17 protein-coding genes are annotated in these 14,875 nt (G+C 67.1%); 8 read left to right on the plus strand and 9 right to left on the minus strand.

The window, feature by feature from the left end:
* Positions 1 to 185: 185 nt before the first annotated feature.
* Together KR541_RS19790 and KR541_RS19795 are read left to right on the plus strand one after the other, a co-directional pair.
* A complete protein-coding gene (locus KR541_RS19790) occupies positions 186 to 803 on the plus strand; it encodes a LysE family translocator (RefSeq protein WP_089493017.1) in 618 nt (205 codons plus the stop codon).
* A gap of 110 nt (positions 804 to 913) precedes the next feature.
* On the plus strand, positions 914 to 1,162 hold the full coding sequence (locus KR541_RS19795; RefSeq protein WP_050017178.1) for a hypothetical protein: 249 nt from the start codon (positions 914 to 916) through the stop codon (positions 1,160 to 1,162).
* Positions 1,163 to 1,294: 132 nt separating this feature from the next.
* Here the strand turns inward: KR541_RS19795 and KR541_RS19800 are convergent, their stop codons facing one another.
* From KR541_RS19800 to pobA, 7 genes are all read right to left on the minus strand, one after another.
* A complete protein-coding gene (locus KR541_RS19800; protein ID WP_050017179.1) occupies positions 1,295 to 2,653 on the minus strand; it encodes an MFS transporter in 1,359 nt (452 codons plus the stop codon).
* A 196-nt stretch (positions 2,654 to 2,849) separates the two neighbouring features.
* Positions 2,850 to 3,236, minus strand: a complete 387-nt coding sequence (pcaC, locus tag KR541_RS19805; protein WP_050017180.1) for a 4-carboxymuconolactone decarboxylase — start codon at positions 3,234 to 3,236, stop codon at positions 2,850 to 2,852.
* A 10-nt stretch (positions 3,237 to 3,246) separates the two neighbouring features.
* Positions 3,247 to 4,032, minus strand: a complete 786-nt coding sequence (gene pcaD, locus KR541_RS19810; protein WP_050017181.1) for a 3-oxoadipate enol-lactonase — start codon at positions 4,030 to 4,032, stop codon at positions 3,247 to 3,249.
* Positions 4,032 to 5,405: a 3-carboxy-cis,cis-muconate cycloisomerase gene (locus KR541_RS19815; protein ID WP_050017182.1), complete on the minus strand. Its 1,374-nt coding sequence runs from the start codon at positions 5,403 to 5,405 to the stop codon at positions 4,032 to 4,034. Before KR541_RS19815 ends, pcaD begins: the two co-directional genes overlap by 1 nt.
* Before the next feature lie 88 nt (positions 5,406 to 5,493).
* Entirely contained in the window at positions 5,494 to 6,150 is a 657-nt protein-coding gene (locus tag KR541_RS19820) for a CoA transferase subunit B (protein WP_006482308.1), read from the minus strand.
* A 20-nt stretch (positions 6,151 to 6,170) separates the two neighbouring features.
* Positions 6,171 to 6,887 carry a 3-oxoacid CoA-transferase subunit A gene (locus KR541_RS19825; RefSeq protein WP_006480132.1) on the minus strand — a complete coding sequence of 239 codons (717 nt, stop codon included), beginning with the start codon at positions 6,885 to 6,887 and terminating at the stop codon, positions 6,171 to 6,173.
* Positions 6,888 to 7,030: 143 nt separating this feature from the next.
* On the minus strand, positions 7,031 to 8,263 hold the full coding sequence (gene pobA, locus KR541_RS19830; protein WP_050017183.1) for a 4-hydroxybenzoate 3-monooxygenase: 1,233 nt from the start codon (positions 8,261 to 8,263) through the stop codon (positions 7,031 to 7,033).
* A gap of 117 nt (positions 8,264 to 8,380) precedes the next feature.
* Between pobA and KR541_RS19835 the strand changes: the two genes are divergently transcribed.
* The 3 genes from KR541_RS19835 to KR541_RS19845 all read left to right on the plus strand — a co-directional run bounded on the left by KR541_RS19835 (position 8,381) and on the right by KR541_RS19845 (position 10,842).
* Entirely contained in the window at positions 8,381 to 9,307 is a 927-nt protein-coding gene (locus tag KR541_RS19835; RefSeq protein WP_050017184.1) for a LysR family transcriptional regulator, read from the plus strand.
* Between the two features lie 96 nt (positions 9,308 to 9,403).
* A complete protein-coding gene (folE, locus tag KR541_RS19840) occupies positions 9,404 to 10,039 on the plus strand; it encodes a GTP cyclohydrolase I FolE (RefSeq protein WP_050017185.1) in 636 nt (211 codons plus the stop codon).
* Positions 10,039 to 10,842, plus strand: a complete 804-nt coding sequence (locus KR541_RS19845) for an SDR family oxidoreductase (protein WP_050017186.1) — start codon at positions 10,039 to 10,041, stop codon at positions 10,840 to 10,842. The genes folE and KR541_RS19845 overlap by 1 nt, the downstream gene beginning before the upstream one ends.
* 166 nt (positions 10,843 to 11,008) lie before the next feature.
* On the opposite strand, the gene epsC is transcribed toward KR541_RS19845, so the two are convergent.
* Both epsC and KR541_RS19855 read right to left on the minus strand, forming a co-directional pair.
* The gene (gene epsC / locus KR541_RS19850; protein WP_050017187.1) at positions 11,009 to 11,929 is read right to left on the minus strand and encodes a serine O-acetyltransferase EpsC; all 921 of its coding nucleotides are present in this window, start codon (positions 11,927 to 11,929) and stop codon (positions 11,009 to 11,011) included.
* A 138-nt stretch (positions 11,930 to 12,067) separates the two neighbouring features.
* Positions 12,068 to 12,301, minus strand: a complete 234-nt coding sequence (locus KR541_RS19855) for a hypothetical protein (RefSeq protein ID WP_050017188.1) — start codon at positions 12,299 to 12,301, stop codon at positions 12,068 to 12,070.
* Between the two features lie 278 nt (positions 12,302 to 12,579).
* Here KR541_RS19855 and KR541_RS19860 point away from each other — a divergent pair, with 278 nt between their 5' ends.
* The 3 genes from KR541_RS19860 (at position 12,580) to fnr (ending at position 14,829) form a co-directional block, all read left to right on the plus strand.
* Positions 12,580 to 12,987: a DUF3005 domain-containing protein gene (locus KR541_RS19860; RefSeq protein WP_050017189.1), complete on the plus strand. Its 408-nt coding sequence runs from the start codon at positions 12,580 to 12,582 to the stop codon at positions 12,985 to 12,987.
* Between the two features lie 524 nt (positions 12,988 to 13,511).
* Positions 13,512 to 13,979: a universal stress protein gene (locus tag KR541_RS19865; RefSeq protein ID WP_050017191.1), complete on the plus strand. Its 468-nt coding sequence runs from the start codon at positions 13,512 to 13,514 to the stop codon at positions 13,977 to 13,979.
* 103 nt (positions 13,980 to 14,082) lie between these two features.
* Positions 14,083 to 14,829, plus strand: a complete 747-nt coding sequence (fnr, locus tag KR541_RS19870; RefSeq protein WP_050017192.1) for a fumarate/nitrate reduction transcriptional regulator Fnr — start codon at positions 14,083 to 14,085, stop codon at positions 14,827 to 14,829.
* Positions 14,830 to 14,875: the final 46 nt, after the last annotated feature.

Consider the following 14,875-nt stretch of genomic DNA (forward strand, 5'->3'; position numbering starts at 1 on the left):
TTATTCAAAGACAATATATTGAGACTGCGGACATCTTTTTTGAGAAACAACACGTGTTGAGCACGTCACCCTAGCGCCCTCCCTCCCCGTACCGGCATCCGCCAAGCAAACTGTACCGGTACTGTACAGAAAACCGTCGCTACACTGACTCCATCCCAGCCTCGAACACAAATGGAGAATCCGCGATGGAATTCCTCACCCTCAGCGCGCTGCCGGCCGGCATGCTGTTCGCGCTCGTCACGTCGATCACGCCTGGCCCGAACAACACGATGCTGCTCGCGTCCGGCGTCAACTTCGGTTTCCGCCGCACGATGCCGCACCTGTTCGGCATCAGCATCGGCGTCGCGATCCTGATGCTCTGCGTCGGCTTCGGCCTCGGCGAGGCGTTCAAGCGCCTGCCGCTGCTGTACACGATCCTCGAAGCCGCGAGCGTCGCCTATCTGCTGTACCTCGCGTGGCGCATCGGCACGTCGGGCGAAGTGAAGGCGCACGGCGCCAAGCCGCGGCCGATGACGTTCATCGAAGCCGCCGCGTTCCAGTGGGTCAATCCGAAAGCGTGGATGATGGTGCTGACCGCCGCGACGACGGTCCAGCTGTCCGCCGACTACGGGATGAACGCCGCATGGATGTCCGTCGTGTTCATCCTGATCGGCTTCCCGTGCATCTGCCTGTGGGCGGCATTCGGCCTCGGCTTGCGGCGCTTCCTGTCGAATCCCCGCGCGCTGCGCATCTTCAACGTGACGATGGCCGTGCTGCTGATCCTGTCGCTGTACCCGCTCGTCGCCCATCTGCTGCCGCAGTAAGCGCTCACAAGCGCGCCCGTTGAGCTTCGCGTGCGGCAGGCGTACCCTTTCGGTACGGGCGCGTGCGACCGCTTCGGCGGTTGCACCGCTGCTCTGCATGGAGATTGCTGATGAAGCCAATGCTGAGAGCGGGCGAGCACATCGAGGGCATGCACTGGATCGCCGAGTATCACCCGCTCACGCACGACATCCGCGTGCTGCGCGAGAACATCGAAGTCGGCACTTACTGCGCGCCGCCGACGCTGTTCGGCGACGAGGAGGAAATGGGCGCCGCGAACCACGACGATCATCGCAGCCGGGAAGCCGCGTTGCGCGCGTATCTGCGCAACTTCGTCAAGGAACACGACGCGGAGGAGTAACGGTGCGACGGCCGGAATGCCGACGGGCCGCGAAGGCGGCCCGGTCTGCTGTCGTGCGTCGGTCGATTGGCTTGCAACCGACCCGAATCCGTCATGCACTGGGCCGGCGCACCGCACCGGCCCGTACGCCGCTCAATGCCCGAGCGACTCGATCTTGCCTGCCGGCTGCGCGACGCCATGCGGCCGCGCCATCTGCTTGATCAGTAGCGCAGCGCAGGCCAGCACGCCCGCGACGGCAATCGTCGCGAACACGCCCGCGAACGAGAAGTGCCGGCGCGTCAGTTCGGCGACGAGGAACGACCCCGCGATCCCGCCGAAACGACCGACGCCGAGCATCCATGCGACGCCCGTGCCGCGCCCTTCGGTCGGATAGAACGCGGCGGCCAGCGCCGGCATCGACGATTGCGCGGTATTCATCAGCACGCCGGCCACGAACACGACCAGCACCAGCAACCCGACGTTGCCGGCCGCCTGCCCGATCGCATATACGCTCACAGCCGTCAGCGCGTAGCACACGGCGATCACGCGGTTCGCGTTGAAGCGGTCCATCAGCACGCCGCACAGCACCGCGCCCACGCCGCCGAGCGGGAACAGCGCGGAGATCAGCGTCGCGCTCTTCGGCGTCAGGCCCGCATCCTTCAGCAGAATCGGCATCCAGTTGATCGACGCGTAGAAGATCACGAGGCCCATGAAGTATGCGAGCCACAGCATCACCGAGCCGACGAGGTACGAGCGCGACAGCACGACGCCGAGGCCCTTGCCGCCGGTCTGCGGCGCGGCTTCGGTCAGCACGAACGAGCCGGCGTTCAGCGCGTCGCGCGAGATCCGTGCGAGCGTGGCGCGGATCTTGTCGATGGACCGGCCGCTCGCGACCATGAAGCGCACCGATTCCGGCATCTTCAGCAGCAACAGCACGCCGAGCAGCAGCGGCGTCACGCCGCCGAGCATCAGCACGCTGCGCCAGCCGAAATGCGGAATCATCCATGCGGCCAGGAAACCGCCGAACGCGGCGCCGAGCGGAAAGCCGCAGAACATCAGGTTGATCACGGTCGCGCGGCGCTTGTCCGGGCAGAACTCGCCCATCATCGTGACCGCGTTCGGCATCGCTGCGCCGAGCCCGACGCCGGTGATGAAGCGCAGGATCGTCAGGTGTCCGATCGTGTTCGAGAACGCGGACATCAGGCATGCGACCCCGAACAGGAACACTGAACCGAGCAGCAGCGAGCGGCGGCCGAGCCGGTCGGACAGCGGGCCCGACACGAGCGCGCCGCACGCCAGGCCGAACAGCGCGGCGCTGAGCACCGGCGCGAGATCGGGCTTCGTGAGGTTCCATTCGCCGAGCAGCGACGGCGCGATGAAGCCGATCGCGGCCGTATCGAAGCCGTCGAGCAGCACGATCACGAAACACATGAGGAATACGAGCCATTGAAAGCCGCCGAACGGCTGCTCGTTGATGAAGGTCTGGACATCGACCACGGGTGTGCGATTCATCGCTTGTCTCCTTGTCGGCCGGCGTGGGCGCGTCAGCGCTCGATCCGGTCGCATCCAACATTGATATAGATGCAACAAGCGCGGCCTCGTGGCCGCGCCTTTCCTTCGTTCACGCACCGATTCGCTGCCGGCGCGTTCTTCATCGACGACGGCCCGCCAACCTCGGCGGGCCAATCGATCAGATTACCGCCAGCACTTAACCGGCCCCATCTTGTTCCTTGAAGATCTTGTCCGCGAGATGGAACGCGGAATTCGCGGCCGGCACGCCGCAATAGATCGCGGTCTGCAGCAGCACTTCCTTGATCTCGTCGCGCGTCACGCCGTTGTTGCGCGCGGCGCGCAGGTGCAGCGCCAGCTCCTCGCCGCGGTTCAGCGCGACCATCATCGCGATGGTCAGCAGGCTGCGCGTATGGCGCGGCAGGCCGTCGCGTGTCCAGATCTCGCCCCACGCATAGCGCGTGATCAGGTTCTGAAATTCCTCCGTCACTTCGGTACGATTCTCGAGCGAACGGTCGACGTGCGCGTCGCCAAGCACCGCGCGACGCACCTTCATCCCTGCTTCATAACGTTCCTGGTCGTCCATCGCCGGTGCCTCACGCAGTCAGGAAATCGAGCAGCGCGCGGTTGAAACCGTCGGTGCACTCGATGTTCGAAATGTGCGCGGCGTCGAATTCGACGTGCAGCGCACCGGGAATCGCGGCGGCGAGCGCGCGGCCCTGATCGGGCGGCGTCGACATGTCCTTCGCGCCGGTCACGACAAGCACCGGCAGTGCGATGCCCTTCACTTCCTCGCGCAGGTCGGCCGCGTTCAGCGCGTCGCAGTTCGCCGCGTAGCCGTCCTTGTCGGTATGCACGAAGGTGTCGCGGATCGCGTCGAACAGGCGCGGCTCGCGGTCGACGAATGCGTCGGTGAACCAGCGCGGCAGCACGGCGTCGGCGAGCGCGGCCATCCCTTCTGCGCGCGCCTTCTGCGCACGCGGCGCCCACACTTCCGGCGAGCCGATCTTGGCCGAGGTATTCGACAGCACCGCGCGCACGATGCGCGACGGGTAGCGCGCGGCGAGCGCGGCGCCCGTCAATCCACCCATCGAGATCCCGCAGAAATGCGCGCAGTCGATGCCGACGTGGTCGAGCAGGCCGATCACGTCGCCGGCCAGCTGTTCGATCGTGTACGAACCGGCCGGCGCGTCGGAATGGCCGTGGCCGCGCGTGTCGTAGCGCAGGATATTGAAGTGCTGCGTGAGCGGGCGAATCTGCGGCGCCCACATCTGCAGGTCGGCGCCGAGCGAGTTCGAGAAGACGAGCCACGGCGCGTCGTCGCGTGCGGCACGGTCGATCCGGTAATGCAGTTTCACGCCGTTGACAGTGGCGAAAGGCATCAATGTTCTCCTGGTTGTTTCGCGCCCGCGTGCAGCGCGAGCACGGCGTCGACGTAGGCCTGTGCCTCGCCGACGTAAAGGGCGGGATCGAGCAGCCGCGCGAGCGCGTCGCGCGACAGGTGGGCCGACACGGTCGCATCGGCGGCGAGCACGTCGAACAGCGTCGCCCCGGTGCGCACGGCTTCCTTCGACGCATGCTCGACGACGTGGTGCGCATCGAGCCGGCCGATCTTGTCGCCGAGTGCGAGCATCACGGCTTCGCCGAGGATCAGCCCGTGCGTCAGGTCGAGGTTCGCGGCGAGGCGGTCGGTATTGACGTCGAGGCCCGCGACGATCTGCGCGATCTGCGCGAGCGCGCCGCCCGTCAGGCGCGCGAGATCGGGCAGCGCATCCCATTCGGCCTGCCAGCCGCCGAGGGCGCGCTCGTGCTCCTGCACCATCCCCGCGAACACGGTCGCGACGAAGTTCGGCGCACGCACGGCGGCCGTCAGCACGGCCGCGCAGCCGACCGGGTTGCGCTTGTGCGGCATCGTCGACGAGCCGCCCTTGCCGGCGGCCGCCGGTTCGCCGAGCTCGCCCACTTCGGTCTGCATCTGCAACGACACGTCGCGTGCGATCTTGCCGAGCGTGCCGGTCAGCATCCCGAAGCACGACGCGGCTTCCGCGATGCGGTCACGCTGCGTATGCCACGGCACGGCCGGCAACGCGAGCTTCAGGTCGGCCGCGAGCGCGGCGCTCACGCCGGCCGCATGCTCGCGCAGGCTCGCGAGCGTGCCGGCCGCGCCGCCGAACTGCAGCACGAGCGCGCGCTCGCGCAACTCGACGAAGCGCGCGCGATGGCGCAGCAGCGCATCGAGCCATTGGGCGAATTTGAGGCCGAGCGTGATCGGCAGCGCCTGCTGCAGCCACGTGCGGCCGATCATCGGCGTCGCGCGGTGCGTGCGCGCGAGCGCCGCGAGCGACGCGCAGGCTTCGTCGAGCAGCGATTCGAGCACGTCGAGCGTGTCGCGCAACTGCAGCACGGTCGCGGTATCGATGATGTCCTGGCTCGTCGCGCCCCAGTGCACGAACTTCGCGGCCTCGGGGTCGTCGGCCTTCACTTGCGCGGTGAGTTGCTTGACGAGCGGAATCGCGAGATTGCCGCCGAGCGCCGCGCCGTGCGCGAGCGCATCGGCGTCGAGCCGGCCGGCGTCGCACGCGCGTTCGATCGGCGCGACCGCGGTGGCGGGAATCACTCGCTGCGCGGCGAGCGCGCGCGCGAGCGCGGCCTCGACGTCGAGCATCCGCTGGATCGTCGCGCGAGGCGACCAGATCCGGTTGAGCGGCTCGGTGCCGCAGATCAGGGAGGTCAGGCGGGCGCTGTCTTCGAGCATGGCATCGGAATGGGGAAACGGCGTGCGCCTATTGTCTACCCAAGCGTGCCGGCGTGCGCACGAAAGCGCGCACCGGCACGCTTGCCGTTCAGGCGGCTGCCTTCTGCGTCGCGTCGATCAGCGGCACGCCGGTCAGCTTCTGCAACTCGTCGAACGACAGGTCGGTGAAGATCTCGCTCACCGCGAGGCCATCGGCCGTCACGTCGAGCACGGCGAGATCCGTATAGATACGGCTCACGCATTGCACGCCGGTGACCGGATACGAGCACTGCGCGACGATCTTGCTCTCGCCCTGCTTCGTCAGGTGCTCCATCATCACGAACACCTGCTTCGCGCCGATCGCGAGGTCCATCGCGCCGCCGACGGCCGGAATCGCATCGGGCGCACCCGTATGCCAGTTCGCGAGGTCGCCGTTCGCCGATACCTGGAACGCGCCGAGCACGCAGTAGTCGAGGTGGCCGCCGCGCATCATCGCGAACGAATCCGAGTGGTGGAAATACGCGCCGCCGGTGAGCAGCGTCACGTGCTGCTTGCCGGCGTTGATCAGCTCGTCGTCTTCCTCGCCGGGCGCGGGCGCCGGGCCCATGCCGAGCAGGCCGTTCTCGCTGTGCAGGAAGATCTCCTTGCTCGGGTCAAGGTGGTTCGCCACCAGCGTCGGCACGCCGATGCCGAGGTTCACGTACGCGCCTTCGGGGATGTCCTGGGCGACGCGCTTGGCCATTTCATCGCGGGTCAGTCGTTTCATGTCGGTTTTCCTCCAGGCGGTCAGGCGGCTTGCGATGCAGCGTGTTCGGCGGCCAGCTCGGCCGCGTGCGCGGCCTGCGGCACCTCGACGATCCGCTGCACGAAAATGCCCGGCGTCACGATGTGTTCCGGGTTCAGCCCGCCGAGCGGCACGACTTCCGACACCTGGACGATCGCGACCTTCGCCGCGCTGGCCATGATCGGCCCGAAGTTGCGCGCGGTCTTGCGATACACGAGGTTGCCCCAGCGATCGCCCTTGTACGCCTTCACGAGCGCGAAATCGGCGTGGATCGGCGTCTCGAACACGTACGGCTTGCCGTCGATCACGCGCGTTTCCTTGCCTTCCGCAAGCTTGGTGCCGTAGCCCGTCGGCGTGAAGAAGCCGCCGATGCCGGCGCCCGCCGCGCGGATGCGCTCCGCGAGGTTGCCCTGCGGCACGAGCTCCAGCTCGATCTCGCCCGCACGGTACAGCGCGTCGAACACCTGCGAGTCGCTCTGGCGCGGGAACGAGCAGATGATCTTGCGCACCTGCTTCGCCTTCAGCAGCGCCGCGAGACCCGTCTCGCCGTTGCCCGCGTTGTTGTTGACGATCGTCAGGTCGCGCGCGCCCTGTTCGATCAGCGCGTCGATCAGCTCGGACGGCATGCCGGCCGTGCCGAAGCCGCCGATCATGATTGTCGCGCCATCGTGGACGTCGGCAACCGCCGACTGAAGCGATTCGAAAATCTTGTTGACCATGTCTCTTCCTGATGCGAACCCGCGGCTCGTGCGCGGCCTGTCGAGGGGACACGCGCGTGCCGCGTGCCGCGCCGGAGGCCTTCGTCGACCCTCGGCTTTTGTTCGCTATTCGAACCTTGATTCGATTAGCGAACGATGGCCGATCATAGAGTCGCGCACAGCGCGTTGTCAAGGCGGGTTCGCTCGGGGGGCGTCGCGTCGTCGAACGGCAAGCCGACGTAGTTTTCGGCGAGCGACTGCGCGGCGGCCCGCGAACGCGTCACGTATTTCAGCTCGGCAAACTTCAGGCGATTGACGAACGGGGAGTCGTCCGGCGACGCATGCAGCATGTTCGTCATGAAGTAAGAAAAGTGCTCGGCGCGCCACACGCGTTCGAGGCAGGTCGCCGAATAGCGCTCGAGCGGCGTCGCGTCGCCCGTCCGGTAGCGCGCGCCGAGCGCGCGCGACAGCGCGCGGACGTCGGCCACCGCGAGGTTCATCCCCTTCGCGCCGGTCGGCGGCACGATGTGCGCGGCGTCGCCGGCGAGGAACAGGCGGCCGTGCTGCATCGTCTCCGACACGAAGCTGCGCATCGGCGTCACGCTCTTCTGCGTGATCCGGCCCTCGGTCGGCGTCCAGCCGGTGTCGTTCGAGAAACGCGTGTGCAGTTCGTCCCAGATCCGCGCGTCGGACCATTCGGCGAGGTCTTCATCCGGCTTGCACTGCAGGTACAGGCGCGTGACCGTCGGCGAGCGCATCGAGAACAACGCGAAACCGTTGTCGTGATGCGCATACACGAGCTCGTCGAGCGACGGCGCCGCGTCAGCGAGGATGCCGAGCCACGCGAACGGGTAGACGCGCTCGAACGTGTTCAGCCGCTCGGCGGGAATCGTCTGGCGTGCGATGCCGTGGAAGCCGTCGCAGCCGGCGATGTAATCGCAGTCGATGCGGTCCGCGCGGCCGTCCGCGTGCTTGAACGTGACGAACGGGTGCTCGCTTTCGACGTCGTGCAGCGCGACGTCGCTCACTTCGAAGTGCATCTGATGGCCGTGCTCGACGCCGGCCGCGATCAGGTCGCGCACGACTTCATGCTGGCTGTAGACGGTGATCGCGCGCCCGCCGGTCAGTTCGGACAGGTCGATGCGGTGGCGCTGGCCATCGAACAGCAGCTCGATGCCGTGATGTTCGAGCCCTTCGCGGCGCATCCGGTCGCCGAGGCCGGCTTCGTTCAGCGTGTCGACCGTGCCCTGCTCCAGCACACCGGCGCGGATGCGGTTCTCGCAGTATTCGCGCGAGCGCGCTTCGACGAGGATGGAATCGACGCCTTGCAGGCGCAGCAGGTGGGAAAGCAGAAGGCCGGACGGACCGGCGCCGATGATCGCGACTTGGGTGCGCATTGTTCGTCTCCAGAACTTTGGTTCGAATAATGGAACACATTTGAGCGCTTTCCCGACTATGCGGCAACGCGATTCAGGAGATATGTTGTATACGTTTTGAAGATACCGGCCCCGGCGATGGACCCGCTCGACCTGAACCTGATTCCCTACCTCGTCGCACTCGACGACACGCGCAACGTCAGCCGCGCGGGCGACCTGCTCGGCGTGAGCCAGCCGCGCGTGAGCACGGCGCTCGGCCGGCTGCGCGAATACTTCGGCGATCCGCTGTTCGTGCGCACGTCGCGCGGGATGGAGCCGACGCCGCGCGCGCTCGCGCTGCTGCCGGCCGCCCGCGACGCGCTCGCGCAGATCGAGCGCGGCCTCGTCGCGCCGCACGACTTCGACCCGGCCGCGAGCACGCATACGTTCTCGATCGCGCTGTCCGACGTCGGCGAGATCGTGTTCCTGCCGAAGCTGCTGCAGGCGTTCGCGACGCTTGCGCCGCACGCGAACCTGCGTTCGGTCTCGCTCGCGCACGACGAAGTCGGACGCGGCCTCGAAGCCGGGTCGATCGATCTCGCGGTCGGCTACTTCCCCGATCTCGACGGCAACAACTTCTTCCAGCAGCGGCTGTTCACGCACCGGTTCGTCTGCCTGATGCGGCGCGGCCATCCGTTCGAGCAGACGCCGCCGTTCACGGTCGAGCAGTTCCTCACGTGCGGCCACGCCGTCGTGCGCGCCGAAGGCCGCAGCCAGGAGGTGCTCGAGAAATATCTGGCGAAGCAGCGCATGCAGCGCCGCGCGGTGCTCGAAACGCCGCACTTCATGAGTCTGCCGTTCATCCTGAGCCGCACCGACCTGATCGCGACGGTGCCGCATGCGATCGGCTATGCGTACGCGGCCGAGCACGCGTTCATCGTGCCCGTCGAGCCGCCGCTCGCGCTGCCGCGCTTCGACCTGAAACAGCACTGGCATCGCAAGTACCACAACGATCCGCGCACCGCATGGCTGCGCGGCGTCGTCGCGTCGCTGTTCAACGACGAGCAGGACGAATGGCCGAAGTAAAGAAGCGGGCGCGGCGGCCCGCACACACGACCGGCGAAAGCATGAAACAATGGCCGGATATCGGCCGCCGCAGGCGGCCTTCGATGGAGCCACTACATGGGTAAGGGAAAGAAAACCACACAGCCCGAGCCGGTCGCCTCGCGGCCGAGCCGTGAAGAAGCAGAAGACGCCGTCCGCGTGCTGTTGCGCTGGGCCGGCGACGATCCCGCGCGCGAAGGCTTGCTCGACACGCCCGCACGCGTCGTGCGCGCCTACGAGCAGTTCTTCGCCGGCTATGCGCTGGAGCCGCGCGACATCCTCGCGCGCACGTTCAGCGAGGTCGACGGCTACGACGAAATGATCGTGCTGAAGGACATCCGCTTCGAGAGCTACTGCGAGCATCACATGGTGCCGATCATCGGCCGCGCGCACGTCGCGTATCTGCCGAACCATCGCGTCGTCGGCATTTCGAAGCTCGCGCGCCTCGTCGACGCATTCGCGAAGCGCCTGCAGATCCAGGAAAAGATGACCGTGCAGATCGCCGACACGCTGTTCGACGTGCTGCAGCCGAAGGGCGTCGGCGTGATCCTCGAAGCCGCGCACCAGTGCATCTCGACGCGCGGCGTGCACAAGCCGGGCGTCGAGATGGTCACGTCGCGCATGCTCGGTACGTTCCGCACCGATCCGTCGACGCGTCGCGAATTCCTGTCGATCGTCGCGAATCCTTCCTCGGTCAACCTGACGAATACCTGATGGAGCAGACGAAGCAAACGGCGCACGCGCCGGTCGTGCTCGTGACCGGCGCCGCGCGCCGGGCCGGGCGCGCGTTCGCCGAGTATTTCGCCGCGCACGGCTATCGCACCGCGGTGCACTACGACCGTTCGGCCGATGCCGCGCAGGCCGCTGCGCGAACGATCGCCGAACGCGGGCACGATTCGGTCGCGCTGCAGGCCGACCTGTCCGATGCCGCGCAGATCACCGCGCTGATCGACCAGGTGTATGCGCGCTTCGGGCGCCTCGACGTGCTGGTCAACAACGCGTCGGTGTTCTGGCAGGACCATTTCCCGAGCTTCGATCTCGCGGCGTTCGACCACGCGTGGGCCGTCAACTGCCGCGCGCCGATCCTGCTCACGCGCGCGTTCTACGAGCGGGCCCGCGCGGCCGGCACGCAGGGCGTCGTCGTGAACGTGGTCGACCAGAAGATCAAGGAAAACTTTCACCGCGACCATTTCAGCTACACGGTCGCGAAGGCCGCGCTCGGCAACCTCACGCAGATGCTCGCGCTGTCGTCCGCGCCGGTGTTGCGCGTGAATGCGGTGTTCCCGGGGCTGATGCTGCCGAGCGACGACCAGACGCAGGCCGACTTCGAACACGCGAGCCGCGCATCGACGCCGCTCGCGCGCATCGCGGGCCCCGACGACGTCGCGAGCGCGATCCTGTTGCTGACGGGCAATGCGTACAACGGCGTGGATTTCGTCGTCGATGCGGGCCAGAACCTGATCCGCGTCGATCAGGACGTGCTGTACAAGCACCGCTCGCCGGACGGCAAGCACTGACGCTTCGATGAACGAAGGCGGCTGCGCGCCGCCTTCGTGCGACGGGTCGAACAAGCTTCGCGCCGCTCACGCCCGATAACGCCCGACGGCGGGCCGGCCGCCGATCCATTACGCGTCGTGCGCCGCGTTGTGCAGAACCACCCCCGCGCATTCGCCCGCCGCCACGTTACGGCTTCTCCGCGCTCCCGCCCTCGCGAACCTTGCCCTGCGCGACGCTCGTGCCGGGCGGCACGCTGTGCGTGAGCCACACGTTGCCGCCGATCACCGAGCCGCGCCCGATCGTCACGCGGCCGAGAATCGTCGCGCCCGCGTAGATCACCACGTCATCCTCGACGATCGGGTGCCGCGCATTGCCCTTCACCAGCGCGCCTTCGCCATCCGCCGGGAAACTTTTCGCGCCGAGCGTGACGGCCTGGTACACGCGCACGCGTTCGCCGATGATCGCGGTTTCGCCGATCACGACACCGGTGCCGTGGTCGATGAAGAAGCTCGGGCCGATCTGCGCGCCCGGATGAATGTCGATGCCGGTGGCCGAGTGCGCGATTTCATTGATGAACCGCGCGAGCAACGGCACGCCAAGCTGGTGCAGCGCGTGCGCGAGCCGATGGTGCATCATCGCGAACACGCCGGGGTAGCACAGCAGGATCTCGGTGATGTGCTGCGCGGCCGGATCGCCCGCGTACGCGGCCTGGATGTCGCTGACGAGCAGCGCGCGGATCGCCGGCAACTGCCGGCCGAACTCGCGCGCGATCTCGAACGCGCGTTCGTCGAGCTCGGCGAACGGCGTGTCGACATGCTCGGGCAGGAACGGCAGCGCGCGGCGAATCTGCTCGGACAACACGCGCAGCGTGCTTTCGAGCGTGTGGCCGACGTAGTAGTCGACGCTTTCGTCGGTCAGGTCGGGCGCACCGTAGTGCGTCGGAAACATCGACGCGCGCAGGCCGGTCACAATCTTGCAGATTGCATCGCGCGACGGCAGCTCGCGGATGCCGCGCGGATGGCGCGTGCGATGGAGTTCCTCGCGCGACTCGCGCAAGCCGGCGACGATTTCTTCGAGGCCCCACTGACGGGCGGGTGATGTCGACATAGGCCAATGCAGACAGCCGAGCGCGGTTGCGCGGCCGCTAATAAAGTGACGGGTTCCGCAAGATTACCGCGTTTTTTGTCCGGGAGCGGCGCCCCCGGGGATCGGCCGGACGGCCGACGCTGCTCGCGGGCGACGGCGTCACATCGCGATGCTGCTCGCGTCGATCCAGCGCACGGCCCAGTCGCGCGCGTGCGCGATCGCGTCGCCTTCGTCGTTGAACTGGAGCTCGATCGGAAAAAACCGGTTCGCCACGAGTTCCCCGTCGCTCGATCGGGAGATCACGACGTAGGGCTTGAACGAACCGTCACTGGCGCGTGCGGGCGCGCAATTCAACAGATAACCGCGATGCGTGAAGGCAGTAGTCGCTTGCATGAGTCCGCCACCTCTAGTCCCTTGCTTTGTTGTTCGCTACCCGTCTTTAAGGGTGCTGCGGCGCCCCGGCGCGGGCAGAGGCGGCGAGACTTCATCCCCTGTCGCCGCTTCGCAGGAAAAGAATCATACTCTGTAGAAAACGCGTCTTCTAGCTGAAATAAATCATGACAAATCAGTGCGCGTCGCGCGACCGCGGCGATCGCCCGCGCGCCTTTTCCCGTCGTGCCCGGAACGGGATTTGCTTCGATCCGGAGCGTGTCGCCGCCAGGAGAGCCGCGATGGAATCGTCCGCTCAAACACGGGGTGCGCATCCGCGCAGCATCGAACTCGACAACGACGACACGCACGACAGCACGGTCGACACCGACGGCAAGCACCGCGAAGCGTCGCGCCTCGCCGGCGTCGGGCCGATCTCGCCCGACCAGATCACGCGCAGCAACGCATCGCTCGTCAATGCGATGCCGGAAGCCGGCGACGGTTTGGCCGGATTCGACAGTCGCCCCGACGGCAACCATCCGGCGTTCGCGCTACGCGCCGGCTACAGGGTGATCGAGAAAGGCTTCGACGCGCCGTCTGCAGGCGACACGCCGTTCGGTCCCGTTCACCGGATGTACGGCAGCGCGTATTGGCCCGGCCACGGCCGCCGGCCGGCGCGCGTGATCGAGTTGACCGTTGTGCCAGGATAGCCGGCGCGGCGTTTGAATCGATCGTTCGATTGGGAATCGCGATCGGTCGATGACGGTGATCGATGGCGGTGCATCCGCGCGCGACCGGAGCGCGGGCCGGGACTCGTTCGCACAATGCAGCAGTGAACGATTCCGCGTATTGGTATCGGGATTCGCAATCATGCATGCCGTGCATCGTGTCGACGCGCATGCGTTGACCGAAGTCATCGCGTCACGGCGCGATTGCGATTCAATGGCGAGACGTACGGCGCATCGGCATGGTTGCCGGGCCGGGTCGATGCGCGCGCATGCGTTTTCGCCGACGACGCAGCCGAACCATACGACACCCATCGCGCGATGCAGCACGCGTTGCGCGCATGGCCACGCAGGGCCGGCACAGACAGCGACAGCGCGGTCGCACGGCCCGGCAGGCGCCTCGCTGCACGATCGCGACCGTTGGTTTACCCTGCCTCGCAGCGTTGCGTATTGCCCACCCCGATCGGCCATCCGGCCGACTTCGTTTCAACCCGCCACTCGGAGACACTATGTACAAGCGAATTCTGGTTGCCGTCGACGGCAGCGACACGTCCCGCCATGCGTTCGATGCCGCGCTGGCGCTCGCGAAATCGCACGGCGCGGAGCTGCAGCCGTTCTACGTCGTCGAGAACGCCGCGATCTACTACAACGTGCCCGGCTACGATCCGTCCGTGCTGCGCGATCAGCTCGTCGCGCAGGGCAACGCGCTCGCGCAGGATTTCGCGAAGCTGATGCAGGCCGCCGGCGTGAAAGGCGAAACGCGGCTGAACGAAGCGACGTCGCTCAACGACGTGTCGTCGCTGATCCTCGACGGCGCGAAAGCGTTCGGCGCCGATCTGCTCGTGCTCGGCACGCACGGCCGCCGCGGCTTCCGCCGCCTCGTGCTCGGCAGCATCGCCGAACAATGCGTGCGCCACGCGACGCTGCCGGTGCTGCTGATCCCGACGGCCGCCAGCGCGGACGAGCCGGCTGCCTGAGCGGCGTTCGGCACGCGCGGCCGGTCGCGACGTTTTGTCACCCGACAGCGGCAACTTGCGGTGGGACAATGATTTCGTCGATCCAATGCCGGAGTAAACGATCATGCTGACGCCCGTCGCCACCCGCCCCGCCGCCGCGCCCCATACCGGTAGCTGGGCTCCCCGCCAGGCCGCACACTGCTCGTCGTGCGCGATGCGGCACCTGTGCATGCCGCAGGGCCTGGCGCCCGAAGCGCTCAGCCGCCTCGAGTCGGTCATCTGCGCGGCGCGCCCGGTCAAGCGCGGCGAAGCGCTGTTCCGCGAAGGCGACGCATTCGACAACCTGTACGCGGTGCGCTCGGGTTCGCTGAAAACCGTCGCGACGCGCCATGACGGCCGCGAACAGGTCACGGGCCTGCATCTCGCCGGCGAAGCGCTCGGCCTCGACGGCATCTGCGACGATACGCACCCGCGCACCGCGGTCGCGCTGGAAGACAGCTCGGTCTGCGTGATCCCGTACAGCGCGCTCAAGGCGCTGTGCTCGGAAGCCGGCTCGATGCAATTGCGCATGCACAAGCTGATGAGCGAACAGATCGTGCGCGAAACGTCGCAAACGATGCTGCTCGGTTCGCTGAATGCCGAAGAGCGCGTCGCCGCTTTCCTGCTCGACGTGTCGTCGCGCTACCTGAAGCGCGGCTACTCGCCGTCGGAATTCAACCTGCGGATGACGCGCGAGGACATCGGCAGCTATCTCGGCATGACGCTCGAAACGGTCAGCCGCACGCTGTCGAAATTCCAGAAGCGCGGCCTGATCGAAATGCAGGGCCGCCACGTGCAGATCGTCGACTTCGACGGCCTGCAACACGTCTGACGCCGCACGGCGCGCATCTCGCGCGCGCCGCCTGCATCACGTCGCC

The sequence above is a fragment of the Burkholderia sola genome (assembly GCF_905400185.1).
GTDB classification, from domain to species: domain Bacteria; phylum Pseudomonadota; class Gammaproteobacteria; order Burkholderiales; family Burkholderiaceae; genus Burkholderia; species Burkholderia sola.